Annotated in this window: 14 protein-coding genes; 8 read left to right on the top strand and 6 right to left on the bottom strand. The window is 39.4% G+C overall.

The window, feature by feature from the left end; translation table 11 throughout:
* Positions 1-24 precede the first annotated feature (24 nt).
* The 4 genes from DI060_RS09185 to DI060_RS09170 are packed head-to-tail and all read right to left on the bottom strand — an operon-like array spanning position 25 to position 7,031.
* A complete protein-coding gene (locus tag DI060_RS09185; protein ID WP_108976062.1) occupies positions 25-2,094 on the bottom strand; it encodes a serine hydrolase domain-containing protein in 2,070 nt (689 codons plus the stop codon).
* Between the two features lie 14 nt (positions 2,095-2,108).
* Complete coding sequence (gene gpmI, locus DI060_RS09180; protein ID WP_108976060.1) at positions 2,109-3,758, bottom strand: 2,3-bisphosphoglycerate-independent phosphoglycerate mutase; 1,650 nt, start codon at positions 3,756-3,758, stop codon at positions 2,109-2,111.
* A gap of 37 nt (positions 3,759-3,795) precedes the next feature.
* Positions 3,796-4,974 carry a YncE family protein gene (locus DI060_RS09175; protein WP_209452014.1) on the bottom strand — a complete coding sequence of 393 codons (1,179 nt, stop codon included), beginning with the start codon at positions 4,972-4,974 and terminating at the stop codon, positions 3,796-3,798.
* Positions 4,971-7,031, bottom strand: coding sequence for a TonB-dependent receptor (locus tag DI060_RS09170; RefSeq protein WP_108976058.1), 2,061 nt, complete (start codon positions 7,029-7,031; stop codon positions 4,971-4,973). The genes DI060_RS09175 and DI060_RS09170 overlap by 4 nt, the downstream gene beginning before the upstream one ends.
* A 284-nt stretch (positions 7,032-7,315) precedes the next feature.
* On the opposite strand from DI060_RS09170, the gene DI060_RS09165 reads away from it, so the two are divergent.
* Entirely contained in the window at positions 7,316-8,314 is a 999-nt protein-coding gene (locus DI060_RS09165) for an adenosine kinase (protein ID WP_167836954.1), read from the top strand.
* Here DI060_RS09165 and DI060_RS09160 read toward each other — a convergent pair.
* On the bottom strand, positions 8,311-8,709 hold the full coding sequence (locus DI060_RS09160; RefSeq protein WP_108976056.1) for a response regulator: 399 nt from the start codon (positions 8,707-8,709) through the stop codon (positions 8,311-8,313). The two genes, DI060_RS09165 and DI060_RS09160, sit on opposite strands and share 4 nt — an antisense overlap.
* Position 8,710: 1 nt before the next feature.
* Complete coding sequence (locus tag DI060_RS09155) at positions 8,711-10,222, bottom strand: PAS domain-containing sensor histidine kinase (protein WP_108976054.1); 1,512 nt, start codon at positions 10,220-10,222, stop codon at positions 8,711-8,713.
* A 30-nt stretch (positions 10,223-10,252) separates the two neighbouring features.
* On the opposite strand from DI060_RS09155, the gene DI060_RS09150 reads away from it, so the two are divergent.
* The 7 genes from DI060_RS09150 to pheS are packed head-to-tail and all read left to right on the top strand — an operon-like array spanning position 10,253 to position 17,873.
* Positions 10,253-11,185, top strand: a complete 933-nt coding sequence (locus DI060_RS09150; RefSeq protein WP_108976052.1) for an ABC transporter ATP-binding protein — start codon at positions 10,253-10,255, stop codon at positions 11,183-11,185.
* Positions 11,182-11,913, top strand: a complete 732-nt coding sequence (locus DI060_RS09145; protein WP_108976050.1) for an ABC transporter permease — start codon at positions 11,182-11,184, stop codon at positions 11,911-11,913. The genes DI060_RS09150 and DI060_RS09145 overlap by 4 nt, the downstream gene beginning before the upstream one ends.
* Before the next feature lie 3 nt (positions 11,914-11,916).
* Positions 11,917-13,767, top strand: a complete 1,851-nt coding sequence (locus DI060_RS09140; RefSeq protein WP_108976047.1) for a motility-associated ABC transporter substrate-binding family protein — start codon at positions 11,917-11,919, stop codon at positions 13,765-13,767.
* Complete coding sequence (locus DI060_RS09135; protein WP_108976045.1) at positions 13,760-14,851, top strand: hypothetical protein; 1,092 nt, start codon at positions 13,760-13,762, stop codon at positions 14,849-14,851. Before DI060_RS09140 ends, DI060_RS09135 begins: the two co-directional genes overlap by 8 nt.
* A 1-nt stretch (position 14,852) precedes the next feature.
* Complete coding sequence (locus tag DI060_RS09130) at positions 14,853-15,467, top strand: hypothetical protein (protein WP_108976337.1); 615 nt, start codon at positions 14,853-14,855, stop codon at positions 15,465-15,467.
* Entirely contained in the window at positions 15,464-16,864 is a 1,401-nt protein-coding gene (locus DI060_RS09125; RefSeq protein WP_108976043.1) for a UDP-N-acetylmuramate--L-alanine ligase, read from the top strand. The genes DI060_RS09130 and DI060_RS09125 overlap by 4 nt, the downstream gene beginning before the upstream one ends.
* Positions 16,848-17,873: a phenylalanine--tRNA ligase subunit alpha gene (pheS, locus tag DI060_RS09120; protein ID WP_108976041.1), complete on the top strand. Its 1,026-nt coding sequence runs from the start codon at positions 16,848-16,850 to the stop codon at positions 17,871-17,873. The genes DI060_RS09125 and pheS overlap by 17 nt, the downstream gene beginning before the upstream one ends.
* The last annotated feature ends 4 nt before the right edge of the window (positions 17,874-17,877 follow it).

Here is a 17,877-nt window from a genome sequence, read left to right as displayed (position 1 = left end):
CTTTTTTTGATTTGGTCAATCAGTTTAATTTACAAATTTGTCCCATTTTTCTTGGGTAGAAACAGTTCTTAAAATACGCCAGATGAGATTGGAGCCATTTTCAGAATTGGTCAAAATAACGATTCCATAGCCTTTTTTTGCATTGAAGAAGGCGAGTGCCTTGTGGCCTTTCGTATGACCGCCATGAAAAAAATATTCTGAATCGCCTGTCTGGTTCAAGAAAAATCCTCTTCCAACGAGAGCATGGACAGTTAAGTTTGCGGCACTCATTTTTGGGCTTAAAAGGTATTTGGCACTCTCTGCCGAAAGAATTGTGGATTGTCCATTGTAGGCTTTGGCTACTTCCAAAAAAAGATTCCCTATCTCTGAGCTCGTTGTCCAAAGTCCACCGGAGGAAAGTTCGGGTGTGATAAAGGATTTTTGCTCCAAGACCTCGCCATTTGTCCCATGCCCATCGCAAAAATCCATAGGAGTTTTTAAATTTTGTTGGAAGGTGCTGTCTCTCCATTGCAGAGGCTTTGCTACATATTGATCAATGAGTTGCGAGAATGGCGAACGAAAACGTGTGCTTAAGGTCTCCTGTATCACTGCATAACCTCCTCCTGAGTATCTGGATTTGCTGCCAGGACTATAGTAAAGTTTTAAGCCATTGCTGCTAGAGTCTGCAAAAGTATCTTTGATTTCTTTAATGTGTTTTTTGCCACGATTGACTGGGTCATCCCAGTTTCCTTTTTCTGTCAATCCACTGGTATGAGATAATAGGGAGTCAAGATTAACAATCTCACCTTTCTTTCGCTCTTTTAGATTGACACGGAATTTTTTCAAGGTATGGTTCCAATTTTCGTAAGGGTCTAACAAACCTTGGTCCATCAGCTGAGCCACAGTAAAAGCCAAAGTGGTTTTTGAAAGAGATCCAGCTCGGAATAAAGTACGTTCTGTAACCTTTTCTTTTGTATCTAAATTTTTGATACCAAAATTTTTTTTCCAGGACAATTGGAAGTTTTTGTAAACAGCGATACTCACAGCTGGTACATTCTGTTCCTTCATAACCTCTTCTAAACTAATCTCCGTATTCTGGGTCACCGGTTCTCTGATTCGCAGATTTCTAGCACCAAAAATGGTTTCTGTAATAAAAGACTTATGAGAGGAAAGTTCTCCCTTTGAACTACCCCAGGTATCTATCAGGCATATAAAAAATTTACTATTACGATCGTGATAAATTAAATTTGAGATGGTTTTTGATTTACCATAAGTCCAGTAAAAATAATCTCCGACGTAAATCCCTTCGCCAAAGAAGATCTGATCTTGTGCAACGGCGTCTGTGAGGACTGTTTTCTCAAAAATTGAATTTGCCTGTTTATTAAACAATAGAGTAGGTGAGAGGATTTCCATCTGCCATAATACTAAGTCTTCGGGGTTTGAATACACTCCACTATTCCCTGGCAAAGGATCTCGTTTATCAACGAACGTTTTGTACATTTTGAGTGGTAAAAATATTTTTTCTTTTAAGTAGTCTGCATAAGATTTACCAGAAATTTTTTCTATTAAAAGGCTAAGGATATAATAGTCAATCCTTGTATATTTCCAATACTCACCAGGAACAAAAGAGGTAGGTATCTTTGCATCTTGTAACCTTTTTTGGATAGGGACTTTATTTTGGTTGGAGGGAGAATCAAAGTTAGGATCGATTTCTAGAAGTTTGGGGAGCCCACTGGTGTGTCTGAGAAGGTCTTCAATGCGAACTTTTGGATAGGGAAACCAAGGTAAAAAGGAGGAAACATAAGCCGATTCGCTGATACTTTTTTCTAAGAGCAATATCTTGATCGCATATGTTGTAAAAATTTTTGAACTTTCCCCTAGAGGGAAACTATGTTTGCGGTAGAGATGTTGGGGTTGGTCACCTCTTTTTTGGTAGATGGTTTCACGCATGAGGATTTCATTTTCATGTGCGATCAACACAACTCCTTGAAAATTTTCTTGTTTTAATTTTTTGGAAATTTTTGTTTTTACACCCTCAGACAGAGAGCCGATGGAATCCTCTCCGCATTGGTAACATAACAAAACAAGAAAAATAATCAGGAGCCGAGCTAACATCAAACAATACTACTTCATCTTTGGATGAGACTTGGGTGGTATCCCTCGGGTGCTTCATAGCCCAAAGCATCCAATACGGTTGCCGCGACATTTGCCAAACCCATATCTGTTTCTTGCGCTTTTAACTTTAGCTTTCCCTTGGGATCAAATGCGACAAACTGTACAGGATTTAAGGTATGGCTAGTTTTAGGGACAGGTTTACCATTTTCTGCATGTAGTGGCAGCCCCTTTTTGTCCAATTGGTACATTTCGTCCGCATTTCCATGGTCTGCGGTAATAAAAACCAATGTGTCTGTCTCTTTGCTAATTTTAAGCACTCGTTCTAAGCATTGGTCTAAATATTCTAATCCTTTAATCGTCGCATCTAGGTTTCCTGTATGCCCTACCATATCTCCGTTCGGATAATTGACTCTTAAAAATGGATATTTGTGTGATTGCATTGCCAAAACAAGTGTGTCTGTGATTTCTTTTGCTTTCATCTCGGGCTTTTGGTCAAACGGGATGATGTCTGATTTGATTTCTTCGTAGGTTTCTAAGCTTTGATCAAAATAACCAGATTTGTTTCCATTCCAAAAGAAAGTAACATGTCCGTATTTTTGTGTTTCGGAAAGTGCGTATTGTGGTATCTTTTCGTTTACAAGATACTCTCCCATTGTTCTGTCAATCTGCGGAGGAGAAACTAAATACTGTTTGGGGATAAATAAATCTCCATCATATTGCATCATCCCAGCAAATTCGATCTTAGGTAAGGGACCTCTGTTGAATGCTGAAAAGTCGGATTCGGAAAGAGCACGAGAGATTTCGATTGCTCGGTCCCCTCTAAAGTTATAAAATATGACAGAATCTCCATCTTGGATTTTTCCAACTGGTTGGTTTTTCTCATCAACGATCACAAAAGCTGGTAGGTACTGATCAATTGCCTTTGGATCTTCGGCATAAAAAGTTTCGATCGCTTCTTTTGCTGTACGGAATGTACGTCCCTCCCCTAATACATGAGTCTTCCAACCTCTTTCCACCATAGACCAATCTGCTTCATATCGATCCATGGTAATTTCCATCCTACCTCCACCTGAAGCAATTTGAATATCGATCCCAGACTTTTGCCAATCAACTATCAAACCTTCAAATGATTGTAGGTAACTAAGTGCAGATTTTTCCGGAACATCTCTCCCGTCTAAAAGGATATGGAGTCGGATTTTTTTTACACCTAGCTCAATTGACTTTTCAAGCATGGCCTGGAGATGGTCTATATGGCTATGCACATTGCCATCTGAAAACAGACCTAAATAGTGTAAGGTGGAGGAGTTTTTTTGCACATTGGAAATGATTCGATTCCATATCTCCCCCCGGAAAAGGGAGCCATCCGCGATAGAGGCAGAAACCAATTTGGCACCTTGGTCAAATATCCTACCAGATCCCAAAACATTGTGACCTACCTCTGAATTGCCCATATCCTCATCACTAGGCATGCCCACAGCAGTTCCGTGTGCCTTGAGTAAAACAGTTGGCTCTGTTTGCCATAATCCTTTCAAAGTTGGCATTTTAGCTGCTTCTACAGCATTTCCCTCTTTACTAGTTTTGGATGTGTATCCCACACCATCCAATACGATCAGCAAAACTTGTTTTGCGATAGGACCAAAGGGATTTTTTCGTAAGGTTAACATAGATTAGATTGCCTCGTCTATTCCATTCTCCCAAATTCTAAGGATTTTGCAACTGGAAGATATCCAAAGGGGTCAATTCTACAGAGATAGGTGAAGGGTTCAAGAGTAGATTTCCCTGGTTGGTATCGTATACATTCAGTCCGGGAAGAGTAAAATCAGTGAGTCCTACAATCAACTTTCCTTCGGCAGTCAAATGCATTCCACTCAAAGTAATGCCTCGATTGCCAGGGATGGTCAAAACTGTCCCCGTCCTTTCCCCCGTACTTGGCCGAAAGGATTGCACTGATTTGTTGAAGGCTGCATCCAATGTAATTGCATACCCCAAAGACTCATCTCGGATGACAAAATTGATGATATCGCCGCCAGCTACCCCTTCCGAAAATAAGATCTCATTTCGGAAACTCCTAGAAGGTAAGTGAAAGGCAAGAATCCCTCCATCATTTCTGGACAAAAAACCAACAAAGGCAACGCAAGAAAAGAGAAGGTGAGGCTCTCCAAAGAGAACTTTTTTGACAATGCGGCTAGATGGATTGCGGATGGGGAATTTGTATTCAGCAACAATACGGTCTAAATTCATATCGATTTCGACGAGAATGGAATCAGAATTAGGTGGGAAGTATCCCGAAACATCATTTCTATCCAAACGTTGTAAGCTGACAAACAAACTAGATCCTACATTGACTAATGAACCAATTTCTAAAAACCTGTCGGGAGTTCCAGAACTTGAGAATGTCTCTCTATATTTGGTTAAGGAAATTTCCGAGATTAATGTACCCGTCTGTGCATTGTAGATTGGTATCACATCAGAATTATATAATGCCACATATAACTTTTGGTTGTATAAAACCGCATCCTGTGGGTTTCTACCTTGTCCGACACTAAAATCTAATACTGTTAAGAAGTTCACTCTAGGGTCCAAAATTTGGATGCTGTCACGGTTCAAGCGATTGATAATGATCACCTTGTCTTCATAGAACCTTCCCACGGCATCAGAATGTATGGTAACAGAAGTTGGAGACACAGTTAAAGAGTTTGGGTCAAAGGTTTTAAACCTACCTCCGCTTCCAAGATCCGATGCAATTACCCCTACGGTAGTTGGAGCGCTGAATACAAGTAAGTATTGCAATAGATTTGGTTTTTGTATTTCCCATTGTGAACATTGTGTAACAATTAAACCAAAAAAGGTAAGGAATACGTAGTTTGCTATAGCTTTCAAAATCGATAACTCCCCGTGAAATAATATGACCTTCCTGGCAATGGATAACCGACCAAATCCTCTACTTTTTTGTCGGTGAGATTTCTGATTTCAAAGGTGAATAATAACTCTTTTCCTTGTTCGGTATCCTTAAACGGTATATAGGTAAAATAGAAATTATAGATTTGGCGCGCTGGTAAATAGCCAAAGTATTCATTAGTGCGGTCTCTGTAATTGGCACCAATGAATAAATACTCAAAGCCAGTATCAACTTTATCATTAAAATAGCCAATGAGTGCACTCACTTGGTTTTTGGGACGTAAAGGTAGATATTTCCCATTTAACAAAGTTGATTGTGAGAGATTGATTGCATTTTGGTATGTGTATTGAAAATTAAATTTAAGGCCTTTGTTCCATGTAATTTGGTTGGAAGTCTCAAATCCTTGAACACTCGCAGAATCGATGTTTTCTGGTCTAAGAGTAAATTGAGAGTTGGGAATAAATAATATCATATCATAAATCTTTTTCCGAAAGTGAGAAATCTCTGTGTCAACTTTCCATTGATTTGAGAGGAGAGACCTAAAAAAGAAACCTACATCGCTGTTCCTACTGATCTCAGGCCGTAAATTTGTATTTCCGACAATTGTTCCTCTTTCTCCGAATAATTCTATAAAACTGGGAATTCGATAATCTTTACTTGTATTTGCCATCAATCCAAATTCGCGATTATCTTCTTTCCATAGTATCCATTTTAAGCCAATGCTCGGGTTGGTAAAGTTTGTCCGTTTGAAAAACTGGTCAGTGAGCGGATCATTCAACTGGTTTCTAAGGCTTGCTGTATCACGACCAAATTGGTCCACATACCGATCAAACCGAACCTGCGGTACGAGAAATAATCTTTCTTTGAGCAAGCGAATTTCATCCTGGATATGAAATGTCTGAAAGTCTCTTCTGCGTTTTGGGTCTTTACTTTCAGTCTCATCATTATTTCTTTTTCTTTGACGATCGAAAAACTCCTGTTCTGCGTTCGCTGAAAATCTCAAGATTTGAGAGTATTTTGGTAAGTAAATAATAGGAGAAACTTGAAATCCATATTGTTTGATGTCAGTCAATGAGTTTGGCAAACCTGAGCTGAATTCACTGCGTGGATCAAACAGATGATCTCGTGATTGATTTAAATATAGTTTGGTCTCTAAACTAACATTCTCCCAGATAAATTCGGATGTCTTTGTCGCAAGCGCTGTGGAATTCTTTGTAAATTTTCTTTCTACACTTTCCGTTTGTCGGTTCCCTGGCCCAGGAAGTCCTTGGTTTCTGTAGATAAAGTCGTTTAGAAATTGTAGATTGGTTTTTCCTAATTGATAATTTATATTTCCTGTAAAACCTGCTTTTTCATATTGAGCATTTCTTCGTCGGTCTATGGTATCATCAAAGGTATTGAATAAAAGTGTGCCTTTGTTGTTTAGATAGGAAAAATTTTGGTCCGATTTTTCTCCTAGTGCATGGAAGAAATAAGAACCATTTTCAAAACGGTTTGAGTGTGAAATCGTTCCTTTGATCGAACGAAAACTACCTCCTTGTAAATTGATTCTCGTTTGCGGCTTTTTGGTCTCTGTTTGGGAAACTAAATTGATAGATCCACCAATGCTTGATCCAGAAAAACCAGCAGGGGTGCCTGATTTATAAATTTCAATTTTTTGCAGATTGTCAAAAGGCAAGTCGAATAAATTGATTTCGCCACCCTCTGATTGGTTCAGCGGAATACCATTCCAATAAACACGTGTTTGGTTTGGATTTGCACCTCGGATTGAAAGGGTTGAATAAGATCCTAGACCACCATATTGCCTGACCCGAAGTCCAGCTTCTCGTTCTAAAATATCGGGCAGTGAAAGGTATCGATTCTTTGCTGCATCTAAGAGAATTTCTTTTTGAACACCTGATGGGTTTTTTGCAAAATTAGGATTTTGTTTGATGGTGTTGGATTCACTCTTTACTTCTATGGTTTCTGTTTCCTTTGATTGTGCAAAGGCTACATGGAAGATTAAAAAAAATAGTATGCTAAATCGAATGGGGAGCATCGCCAGTTCCTAAATCCCAATAGGACCCCTTACTGACATTGATGTCTGTAAATTGGAAACTTCCTTAATCCTCGAAGGAAGTGACGCGGGGAAGATCTGGCTTACATCAATAGATGCTCACAGTTGCGGGTCAGCTCAGGAGTGCCACCTGATTCCTCCCTATAGGTATAAATTCAATCTTCTGGAGCAAGAATCATTGTCAATTGATTCGCCAAAAAAAATATTCTAACGCTGGATAGAAAAAATGCGGACGAAAAGGGACAGCCTAGGAAAGCTTTGTGGATATGAAGAATTACGATGTTTTCGGAGTTGGCAATGCTTTGGTGGATATCATTGCCTTGATTGATCAAAACTTTCTGGAAAAACAAAAGATCCAAAAAGGAATCATGACGCTTGTTGATGAAACCCAACAAGGATCTATCTTAGCTAGTTTATCGGATGTTAAAAAAGAATTACGCTCTGGTGGGAGTGCCGCAAACACAATGATTGCAATCGCCAACTCAGGCGGTACCTGTGCTTACACTGGTAAGGTGAGCCACGATGCCTATGGTGAATTTTATAAAAAGGATATGGAAGACGCAGGTGTACTATTCGAAACAAAACCAGATAGCTCTGGTCATACTGGCACTTGTGTAGTGCTGACAACCCCAGATGCGGAAAGAACCATGCTCACATCACTTGGAATTTCTACTTCTTTACAAGCATCTGATATCGATATAGCAGGTATTCAAAAAGCAAAGTTTGTATATGTGGAAGGTTACCTCTGGGAAGGACTTGGAACCAAACAAGCAAGTCGCCTTACAATGGAAGAAGCTAAAAAAAATGCAGTTAAAGTAGCATTTACCTATAGTGATCCTTTTTGTGTAAATCGAAGTCGTGAAGAGTTCATTCAACTAACAAAAGATTACGTTGATGTTGTGTTTTGCAATACGGAAGAAGGTTTGGCACTTAGCCAAAAATCCTCTCCTGAAGAGGCTATCAAATTTATAGGAGCACTATCAGATTTAGTTTTTATGACCGCTGGTAAAGAAGGAGCTTATGTTTGCGAAAAAGGCAAGGTCACCTTGGTTCCAGGATTTCCTGTAAAACCCATCGATACGACGGGAGCCGGAGATGCCTTCGCAGCTGGTGTGCTCTATGGTCTAACGCATGGCTATTCAAATCTTAAGTCCGCTCGTTGGGGAAATTACGTTGCCTCTCGTATTGTAACTGAAATTGGCCCAAGGCTTACGGTAAAACTGATGGGAAGGCAAGAAGAAATACTAAAAGACTTTAAGGACTAAGTTTCTTTTTGTTTGGTGTATTCGGTCCAAAGGATCTGGATCTTATCTAGGATTTCCAAAGGAGCGAACGGTTTTTCGATAAAGCCAATTGCTCCTTTGTTGAGATAGGTTTGGGTTTGTGACTTTAAGACTCGGGATGTTAAAAAAATGACGGGGATATCCTTTAAGATTTGGTTGTTCTTCAAATGGTCCATCACCTGCAAACCATCCATCCCTGGCATCAGCACATCCAATAAAATCAAATCAGGTTTTACCAGGTTTGTCTTTCGGATACCATCTTCTCCATTGCTTGCAAAATATATTTCTATATCAGATTGGAATTCAATGGCTACACGTAGGATTTCTAGAATGTCCTCTTCGTCATCAATGATCAAAATATCATGAAAAGGATACATTTTATTGGTTTCCTGAGATTTCCTGTCGATTGGTAACTCGAGGCAATTCTATAAAAAAACTGGTTCCAGATTCTGAGGATTCATAATAAATTTTACCTAACATCTGTTCAACGAACGCCTTTGTAATTGGCAATCCCAATCCTGATCCTCCGACCAATTTATCTTTGGGTGGTGGTCCTTGCACAAATCGATGGAATAGTCTTAAGCGGACATCAGGATCTATGCCAGGACCTTTGTCTGTTATTTTTAAAAATACATTACTTTCCACAAGTCCTAGCTCAACAGTAACATTCGAATGTTTTGGGGTGTATTTGACTGCGTTTGAGATAAGATTTGTGATACATTGGTGCAATCTGTCCTCATCGACAAATACTAAATAGTTGGGATCAGGATTAACAAAGTCTATTTCAACATGGAATTGTGCCGAAAAGGTTCTCATGGATTCAATTGCATGGCTGACAATATCTGCTAATTTATGTGTACGGTAGTCAAAATTTATATTTCCCGAATCCAAGGATTCTATATCCAAAAGATCGGTTACAAAACGTACCAATCGAAGTGTATTTTTTTTGCAAATGTTCAAGAGAGACTTTGCTTGGTTGTTCAATTCTCCGGCTACTCCGCCAACCAAGAGGTCGATTGCTCCTTTGATGGAAGTGAGTGGTGTCCTTAGCTCATGGCTAACAACTGAGATGAATTCATTTTTTAACTGTTCGGCTTTTTTGCGGATGGAAATGTCTCTTAAGATAGCGAGTGCCTCAAAAGGTCCACTCTTCGAGAGCCGTAGTTCGTAATGTTTTCTTCCATCGTAAGCATCCCGAAAGTATTCCAAAGTGACCAGTTCATTTTCATCAATCACTTGGTTGATCTTCTTTTTGATTCTCTCTAAATCTGAACTTGGGAACAATTCGCTCATGTCTAAAAATTCCCAATCCCCACTCTTCAGTTCCTCATCCCACTCGAGAACTTCAGGGTATTTTTTGTAGTCCAGAGCTTTGCCGGAGACATGGATACGGTACAAACTATCTGGTATGGCAGCAAGAATTGCGTTGTTTTTGCTTAAAATACTGTCATAGCCAATTTGAATTTTTTTATGAGAGGAAATTTCCCGAGAGAAGACAATTAAATAGTTTGAAAGTGGAATAAACATGACATCATACCATCTGCCATCTATATGTTGGGTTTGCTCTAGGTGGATGTTCTTTTTTTCGGCTCTTGCACGTAACATGGCTTTGCCGATTTCATTCTCACGTATTTCTGGAAAGAGTGTCCATACATCGAAATTTCTGAGTTCATCCTCTGTTTTTTTAATCGAGCTCTTTGCGATGTCGTTGATGAATAGATAGTGCCAGTTTTCATCTAGTACAAAGGCAGCTTCCCGCATCATTCCCGCCAAACGGTAGATGATATCTTCTTGAAAAATTGTCTCACGCTCAATGAGAACTTGCTTTGCTGCAAAATAGCTTTCTTCATCCTTGAAAAAAGGTTTAATTTTTTCTAAAATTTCGTACATACGTCCAATTAGAAGATAATACAGCAGGTTATGATACAAGTCAGCAATTTATCAAAATTTTATGGGGAAAAGAGGGCCATCTCAGGCCTCAATTTCAAACTGGAAAGAGGGGAGATTGTTGGCCTTCTGGGATTAAACGGAGCAGGCAAAACAACCACGATCCGAATCTTAACAGGCTATTTGATCCCGAGTGCAGGAGATGCCCTCATTGATGGCAGGTCAATCTTTGACTTCCCTCTGGAAGCCAAAGCAAAGATAGGTTATTTGCCAGAAACTCCTCCGTTGTATGAGGATCTCTCAGTCTATGATTACTTACTCTTTGTTGCCCGTCTGAAAAAAATTGCAAAAGACTCCTGGGAGACAGAGATCCAAAGAGTATTAGAAAAAACGAATATTCTTGAGATGAAAGAGAGACTGATTTCCTCTCTTTCCTTAGGATACAGAAAAAGAGTCGGCATTGCTCAGGCAATCCTAGGAAGCCCAGAGGTTGTCATCATGGATGAGCCGATTTCTGGTTTGGATCCTAAGCAAATCATAGAAATCAGAAATTTGATCCGAAGTTTGGCAGGCGAACATACTGTTCTGATTTCAAGTCATATTCTATCTGAAATCTATAAAACTTGTGACAAATTTATATTCCTACACAATGGATCACTCCGGCAAGAACTTAGTTTTTCAAAATTAGACGAAGAGATGAAGCGACTTGCGGGCTTAGAAATCGGTCTATTTGGAAGACCGAAAGAAGAATTGGAATCTTTTTTACGGTCAATCCTTGGCTCCGACAGTTCTTCGCTTTCATACCAAAGTGGTGGAAAAGAAGAACATCTATTTGTAGTGCAAACAAATGATCTAGTTTCGTTTAAAGAGAGATTATTTAAAAACGCTCTCGAACAAAGCATACAAATCGAATCCATTCGAAAGCAAGAAGTATCCTTGGAACAAATCTTTTTGGAGAAGATATGAACTTTCAAACCGCGATATGGATCTACAGAAAAGAAATGAAGTTATTCTTCCAAACCTATATGGGGCCTTTGGTTTTGGGAGGGACAGCATTTCTCAATGCGTTATTTATCATGATTTTAAATTTCAACGGTAGGACCAATTATGAAGAGGCAACCGTTGTCACTTTTGTCTCCTTTATGACAACTATTCTCATAGCGATGGTGATCCTTTCTATGGGTTCCATTGTGGAAGAAAAAAACAAAGGTACTTTGGAATTGCTCTATACCAGTCCTATTACAGATTTTGATATAGTCGTTGGTAAGTTTCTATTTGGAATGACCATTTGCCTGATCATTACTATCTTCATCAATGGCTTCTTCCCACTTGTACTCTACTCCTTTTGGCAAGCTCCTTTGTATCTTGTCATTTCGGGATCAGTAGGTGTTTTTTTGTTGGGTATCTTCACATTCAGTGTGGGCCTATTTGCCTCTAGTTTAGCCAAAAACCAAATGATTTCCCTCTTAATCGCTGTTATGGTGATACTCACTCTATGGGTGGTGGGTTATTTCTCTCATTTATTTCAGGCGACAACACGAAAGGTTTTGTTCCATCTTCATATCTTCTCCCATTACATAAGCTTTTCAAAAGGAGTGCTTCCCTTGACTAGTATAGTTTTTTTCTTAACAGGTACATTTCTGTTTCTATATCTTACGATTAAAGTTTTAGAATCAAGACGGTGGAGGGGATAGTTTATGTTCCAGTTAGAAAGAATCTTTCCATTCATCGGAGTTATCGCACTCTTTCAATTTTTTTTGTTCGATGGTATGATCGTAGAGCCGAGCAAAAGGCTTGTATGGTTGTCACTCGTACCCATCTTCATCCTAAGTGATGTTATCTACAGGGTCTTTGCAAAAGGGATACAAAAACAGGAAGTCAATCGGTACTTAGGGGCCTTGATAGGTGTATTGTCCTTTGCACTTTACGTTCTTAGGGATTGGATAGATATCCCGGTTGTTTCTGGGGTGAATCCAGAGGTTGGCTATCTATCTCGGCTACGTGAGATTTTGTTACTTCTTATCATTCTCTTCGCGTTTGCCTATTTGTTACAGGTCGTCCTTTTAGAAATTGGCAAATCTTCTTTGGAAGCGCAGACAAGTCTTTCCTTTTCCAAAAACACTTTGTTGCAAAATGCACTCTTGGGATTTTTGATCCTATTACCTATCCTTGTTGCCATCAACTACTTTGCAATTAAACGAAATTACAATTTTGATCTAAGCTCTAAAGGGAAATTTTCTCTTTCGCCTATTGCCCGAAACCTTTTGAAACAAATCAAAAAGGAAACAAACATCATCGCCTTTTATCCTAGGCCTTTGGAGGCGGATGGAGATTCAAATACATATGCTTTAACACGAGTTCGGACGGATGTTGAAATCTTCTTAGACCAGATCCGAGCTGAGAATCCTCTGGTTACAGTACAGTTCATCAATGCGTATGTAGAAACTGATCTAGCCAAAGACTATCCTTCCGCTGCCAATGGTACTATTTTAATCCGTAGCAAAAAAGAGCTTCTATCCGAGGCAAAGACACCATACGCGGAAGAAAAGATATCCATTAAAGAGCCAGGCGATTTGGTGGAAATGGAAAGAAAGATTATCTCTGCCTTATTTACTGTCACAACCGAACAAAAGAAAATTTACTTCACTGTGTCCAATGGGGAGCGTTTTGGACTAAGCTTTCGATCTGTTCCCAATGAACAGATCAATCGCTTTACAACCAATCTACGATTTCTAAATTTCAAAGTGGAGGAGTGGGGCTTTTCCCAAGGCTGGCCATCTCAGCTTCCATCCGATGCCGATATGGTTGCTATCATTGGACCCTCCATTCCGTTTTCGCCAGAAGCCAGAGAGGCAATCCAAAAGTATGTCTTAGAAAACAATGGTAAGCTATTCATCACCATAGATCCACGCGGAAAAGAATCCTTTGATTGGTTATTATCTATCTCTGGATTGAAGTTTTCTGAGACTCCATTGATTGAGCTGGTGGAAAAGCCTGGCGTCGTCGTGGCAAAGAGAATCCAGGATCATAACCTAACTCAATTTTTGTCCAATAAAGACCAAGGAGTTCTCTTCCCGTTCTCAGGTGCTTTCCAATCTGTTTCTGCAGGTAAGAATCCATTTCTCTTTAAGTCGGAAAACCTACTGGAGTCTGGTTTTGATGTCTTTGCTGATTCCAACCAAAACAAAAAGATGGATGGAGCAGAAAAGAAAGAGAATTTCATCTTTTCAACATTACTCACTCCTCTTTCTCTAACAGGTGATAAAAAAGGAAGGATAGTGATCCATTCAGGAACATCTTGGCTTACTGACCAATTCTATTTGTATACTTCGAATGCAGCTTTTTCTACATCACTTGTGACCGGACAATTTTTGGATGAGGCGATTACCGAGATCCCAGCCAAAAAGGATGAAGCTAGTGTCGTAAATCTTTCCGATAACCAAAAATTAGTTGTTTGGGCCTTGGGTGTATTTATCTATCCTGGACTAATTTTGTTGGTAGGCTCTTACTACGTTCTTTCCAAACGAAAGTCAAAAAGTTATGCTTAAGAATAAAAAAATCATTTATCTCTTAGTCAGTCTGCTTGTCTCCTTTTTTATATTTTTTGGGCTTGAGGAAAGACAAGAAAACCAAACAGAAGTTAGTTTCTGGAAAAAGGATTGGTCGACCATTCGTTTCCTTCCGCCAAAAGAGACTTGGTGCGGAAAAAATGAACCTACCTTGTTTCCCATGCCAATCCAAATGGAAAAGATTTCCCGCGGTTGGCGAGGCAATCCCTTGTTCAAACTCACCCAGCTAGATGGCAAAACTAAGGAACAAGTTTTCTATGAAGCCAATTATAATGTAAAAAATCTCTTCACTGATCTAAGTGTATTAAAAACAAAATCTGAGGAATTGACGGAAGGCATAGACTTACAAAAGTTATGCCTATCGGAGGATGCTCCCACTTTGCTTTTAAGTTTGGATTCAATACCTTTTGATCAGGAGATCAATGGTTCCTTTCTTCGTTTTGGAAATAAACTTGGTTCAGATGAAACGCGGATCTTAGCCTTAGCAGACAATCGGATAGTGAGTCCGTACCAATACCTAATCGATAAGTTTAAAGGTGAGAGCCACTCACTCAGAGAACGCCAATTCATCAATTACAACGGGGGTTTTATACAATATATCGAACTGAATGGAGAGGGACAGAGGATACGCATCGAAAATTCAGCAAAAAAGAATCAGTATGATACCTATGTAAATGAATGGAGCCGTCCCACAGACGAACGAATTGTACTATCCCCTTCTATAGGGAATGATTGGGAAACAAAGTTAAAATCACTTAGGGCTGATCTCTACCTAGATGAGCCTCAAGCACCTTCCTATGTCTCAGGCAAATCGTCAGCAAAAGAAAAAGCCATCTACACGATCGAAGTCGGACACTCGGAATCCTACCGTTGGAAATTGTATTTTTATGATACTGTGCAGACCGAACAGGGAATGTTTAGGCTTGCCCAAAGAGAGTTTTTGGGGCATTTTTTAGAAAACCATTCTTTGGTGAAAGAAGAGCAATTTTCTGCCTTTTTGAGAGCCGCAACGGAAGTGAAAAATGCTTCCCGCTTTGAACGTCCCAATCAGAAAATCCAATAAGGTGCAAAATTTAGATCTCAATCCTATCCGAAAGCAAGTCTTGAAGGATATATTTTTCTCTCCCAAATCGGCTTTCGATTTGTATTTCAATCAGTCTCTTCTTGGCCAAAGGGATTTATTTCTTTTGTATGTGGCACTTGCCGTTGTTGGTGCTCTAACCAAGTTCTTGGGCAATACACTCCAGATGATCGCTGGTATTGCCATTTCGGGAGATGAGGAAACTCCTTTTACACTTTGGCAAAGTGTACTGAGTGTATTTATCTTTTACTTTGTTCTGTTTTTTCTATTTAGGATCATTGATAGCTTTCGGATGTACCATGAGTTTCGTGACAAAACGGAAGATTGGGATGGACCTCCTCCCCATGTATTCCAAATTTCCTTTTTGCCAATGATGGCTTCATCGGTGTTCTGGATCCTTCCAAATCCTTTCCCACTCTTCTTTTTATCTGTGGGTTTTTTATACTCCCTACAATTGGCCTATCTGTATCTTTCCATTCAAAATTCTTGGACCTCAAAGGACTTTTTCTTTTTTCTGCTTAAGGCTATGCTCTTCTTTTTGTTCTTACTCAGCATACCCATGTTTCTTTATCATATCATACGGACGGTTTTAAATTGAAAATATTTTTGGTCGGTATAGGTGGGATTGCCATGGGCAATTTAGCTTATATGCTCAAACAATTAGGTCATGAAATTTCAGGTTCCGATCAAAATCTGTACCCTCCCATGTCGGATAAATTGGTAGAGTGGGGACTTTCTCCTAAGATAGGTTTTGCGAAAGAAAATGTGAAAGCTGCAGATTTAGTGATCATCGGCAATGCTATTTCTAGGGGCAATCCCGAAGTAGAGGAAGTTCTATCTTCTGGCAAAGAATACATGAGTATGGCACAAGCCATCGGGCATTTTTTCCTAAAAGGCAAAAAACCTATCGTCATTGCAGGTACTCACGGAAAGACTACGACTACATTTTTAGTGCACCACTTATTAACTCAAATTGGTTTGGATCCTGGACTTTTTGTCGGTGGCATCCGAGCGGATGGGCATGCTGGCTTTGCTTTGGGAAAAGGAGAATATTTTGTCTTAGAAGGTGATGAATACGATAGTGCCTTTTTCGATAAGAGTTCAAAGTTTCTTCACTATCGCCCCTTTTATCTCATTCTAAATGCATTGGACTTTGACCACGCAGATATTTTTGCGAATTTGGATGCGATCAAAGTAATGTTCAAACGACTTTTGAATTTAGTTCCTAACACAGGTAAGGTGTTTTCCTGGGGAGGTTCAAAAAATCTAAATGCGATTCTAGAAGAGTACAAACATGCTCCAGTCGATTTTTTTGAACTAAATCAAAAAAATTCTATTATTCGCTATGAGAAGGGCATAGTCAAGATACAAAACAAAGAACTACGGCCCAAACTCATAGGAGCTCATAACTTTCGAAATGCGGAAGCGGCATTGCGTCTTTGTCTAGAGATTGCACCTTCGCAAAAAGAAAAGTTGATCCAGGCATTTCTCAGTTTTCCGGGTGTGAAACGTAGACAAGAAATCCTCTTTCAAAACCAAAATAGTATACTTGTAGAGGACTTTGCTCACCATCCAGTTGCCATACAGGAAACAATCAAAGCCCACAAAGAAGCATATCCAAAAGCAAAAATCATTTCCCTATTTGAACCTAGAAGTGCAACCTCCCATAGAAATGTATTCCAAGATGATTTCTCAAAGTGTTTTAAAGGTTCAGATCTAGCCATGCTCACGGAAGTCTTTCAGGTTAATAAAGTACCAGCAAAACAAAGGTTAAACGTAAAAAAATTAGTGAAAGATATCGCTAAAAATACTAAAAAAGAGGCTGTGTATTGTAAGGATCCATCGGATCTAATTGACAAGCTGACTCAATTCCTCAAAAAATATGCTAAGGACCAAATAGTGGTTCTAGCAATGTCAAATGGTGCCTTTGGAGGCATTTATCCTAAGTTAAAGAAAATCGTAGAAGAAAGAGCAATTAATGAATCTTCAAAATGAAATTGAATCTATCATAAAAGAGGCTAAATCTTCGCTTAGCAGTTGCCAGGCGGAAGATCAGTTGGATGCAACAAAAAATCTTTTCATTGGTAAAAAGGGCAAACTCACCCAAGTGTTAAAAGGGATTGCTTCTTTAACTGTCGAAGAAAAGAAAACCATCGGAAAATTTGCTAACGAGGCTCAGGCTGAAATAGAATCTTTTTTGGAAGAACAGAGAACTCGCTTAAAAGAGTCCTACTACTCAGAATCCTTAAAATCTGAAGTTTTTGATGCTCTTCGTCCAATTGCATCATCTGAACGAGGCTCTCTACATCCCATCACACAAATTCAATATGAGATCGAGGATATTTTTACCTCGATGGGATTTTCTATAATGGATGGACCAGAGGTAGAGACCGACGAAAACAATTTTGCAGCCTTGAATTTTACCGATGATCATCCAGCTCGTGATATGCAGGATACTTTTTATACGGTGGATGGAAATTTACTTAGAACACATACATCTGCAATCCAAGTCCGTGCTCTTAAGAATTTGAAACCACCTTTTCGGATCATTGCCCCTGGGCGAGTATTTCGTTATGAGGAAGTAGATGCTTCCCATGAAAATACTTTTTATCAAGTAGAAGGAATGGTCGTTGGAGAAGGGATTTCGATCGCACATTTGATTTACACAATGGAAACTCTCCTCTCTCGTATCTTTCGCAAAACAGTGAAAACACGATTGAGACCTGGATACTTCCCTTTTGTCGAGCCAGGATTTGAACTAGATATCCAGTGTTTGGTCTGTGAAGGGAAAGGCTGTTCTGTCTGCAAACATTCTGGATGGCTAGAACTTCTTCCCTGTGGATTAGTTCATCCCAATGTTTTGTCAGCAGGTGGACATGATCCTAAACGATGGACAGGATTTGCCTTTGGTCTGGGATTAGACCGTCTGGTCATGATGCGCTACGGCATTCATGACATACGTTATTTCCAATCTGGGAATTTGCGATTCCTAAAACAGTTTTGAGGCA

This window comes from Leptospira ryugenii (assembly GCF_003114855.1).
GTDB lineage: Bacteria > Spirochaetota > Leptospiria > Leptospirales > Leptospiraceae > Leptospira_A > Leptospira_A ryugenii.
This window is presented reverse-complemented; position numbering and strand designations above follow the sequence as displayed.

Coding starts and splice junctions, on each gene's coding strand:
- DI060_RS09185 (WP_108976062.1), bottom strand. CDS start 2,094: ATGTTAGCTCGGCTCCTGATTATTTTTCTTGTTTTGTTATGTTACCAA.
- gpmI (WP_108976060.1), bottom strand. CDS start 3,758: ATGTTAACCTTACGAAAAAATCCCTTTGGTCCTATCGCAAAACAAGTT.
- DI060_RS09170 (WP_108976058.1), bottom strand. CDS start 7,031: ATGCTCCCCATTCGATTTAGCATACTATTTTTTTTAATCTTCCATGTA.
- DI060_RS09165 (WP_167836954.1), top strand. CDS start 7,316: ATGAAGAATTACGATGTTTTCGGAGTTGGCAATGCTTTGGTGGATATC.
- DI060_RS09160 (WP_108976056.1), bottom strand. CDS start 8,709: ATGTATCCTTTTCATGATATTTTGATCATTGATGACGAAGAGGACATT.
- DI060_RS09155 (WP_108976054.1), bottom strand. CDS start 10,222: ATGTACGAAATTTTAGAAAAAATTAAACCTTTTTTCAAGGATGAAGAA.
- DI060_RS09150 (WP_108976052.1), top strand. CDS start 10,253: ATGATACAAGTCAGCAATTTATCAAAATTTTATGGGGAAAAGAGGGCC.
- DI060_RS09145 (WP_108976050.1), top strand. CDS start 11,182: ATGAACTTTCAAACCGCGATATGGATCTACAGAAAAGAAATGAAGTTA.
- DI060_RS09140 (WP_108976047.1), top strand. CDS start 11,917: ATGTTCCAGTTAGAAAGAATCTTTCCATTCATCGGAGTTATCGCACTC.
- DI060_RS09135 (WP_108976045.1), top strand. CDS start 13,760: ATGCTTAAGAATAAAAAAATCATTTATCTCTTAGTCAGTCTGCTTGTC.
- pheS (WP_108976041.1), top strand. CDS start 16,848: ATGAATCTTCAAAATGAAATTGAATCTATCATAAAAGAGGCTAAATCT.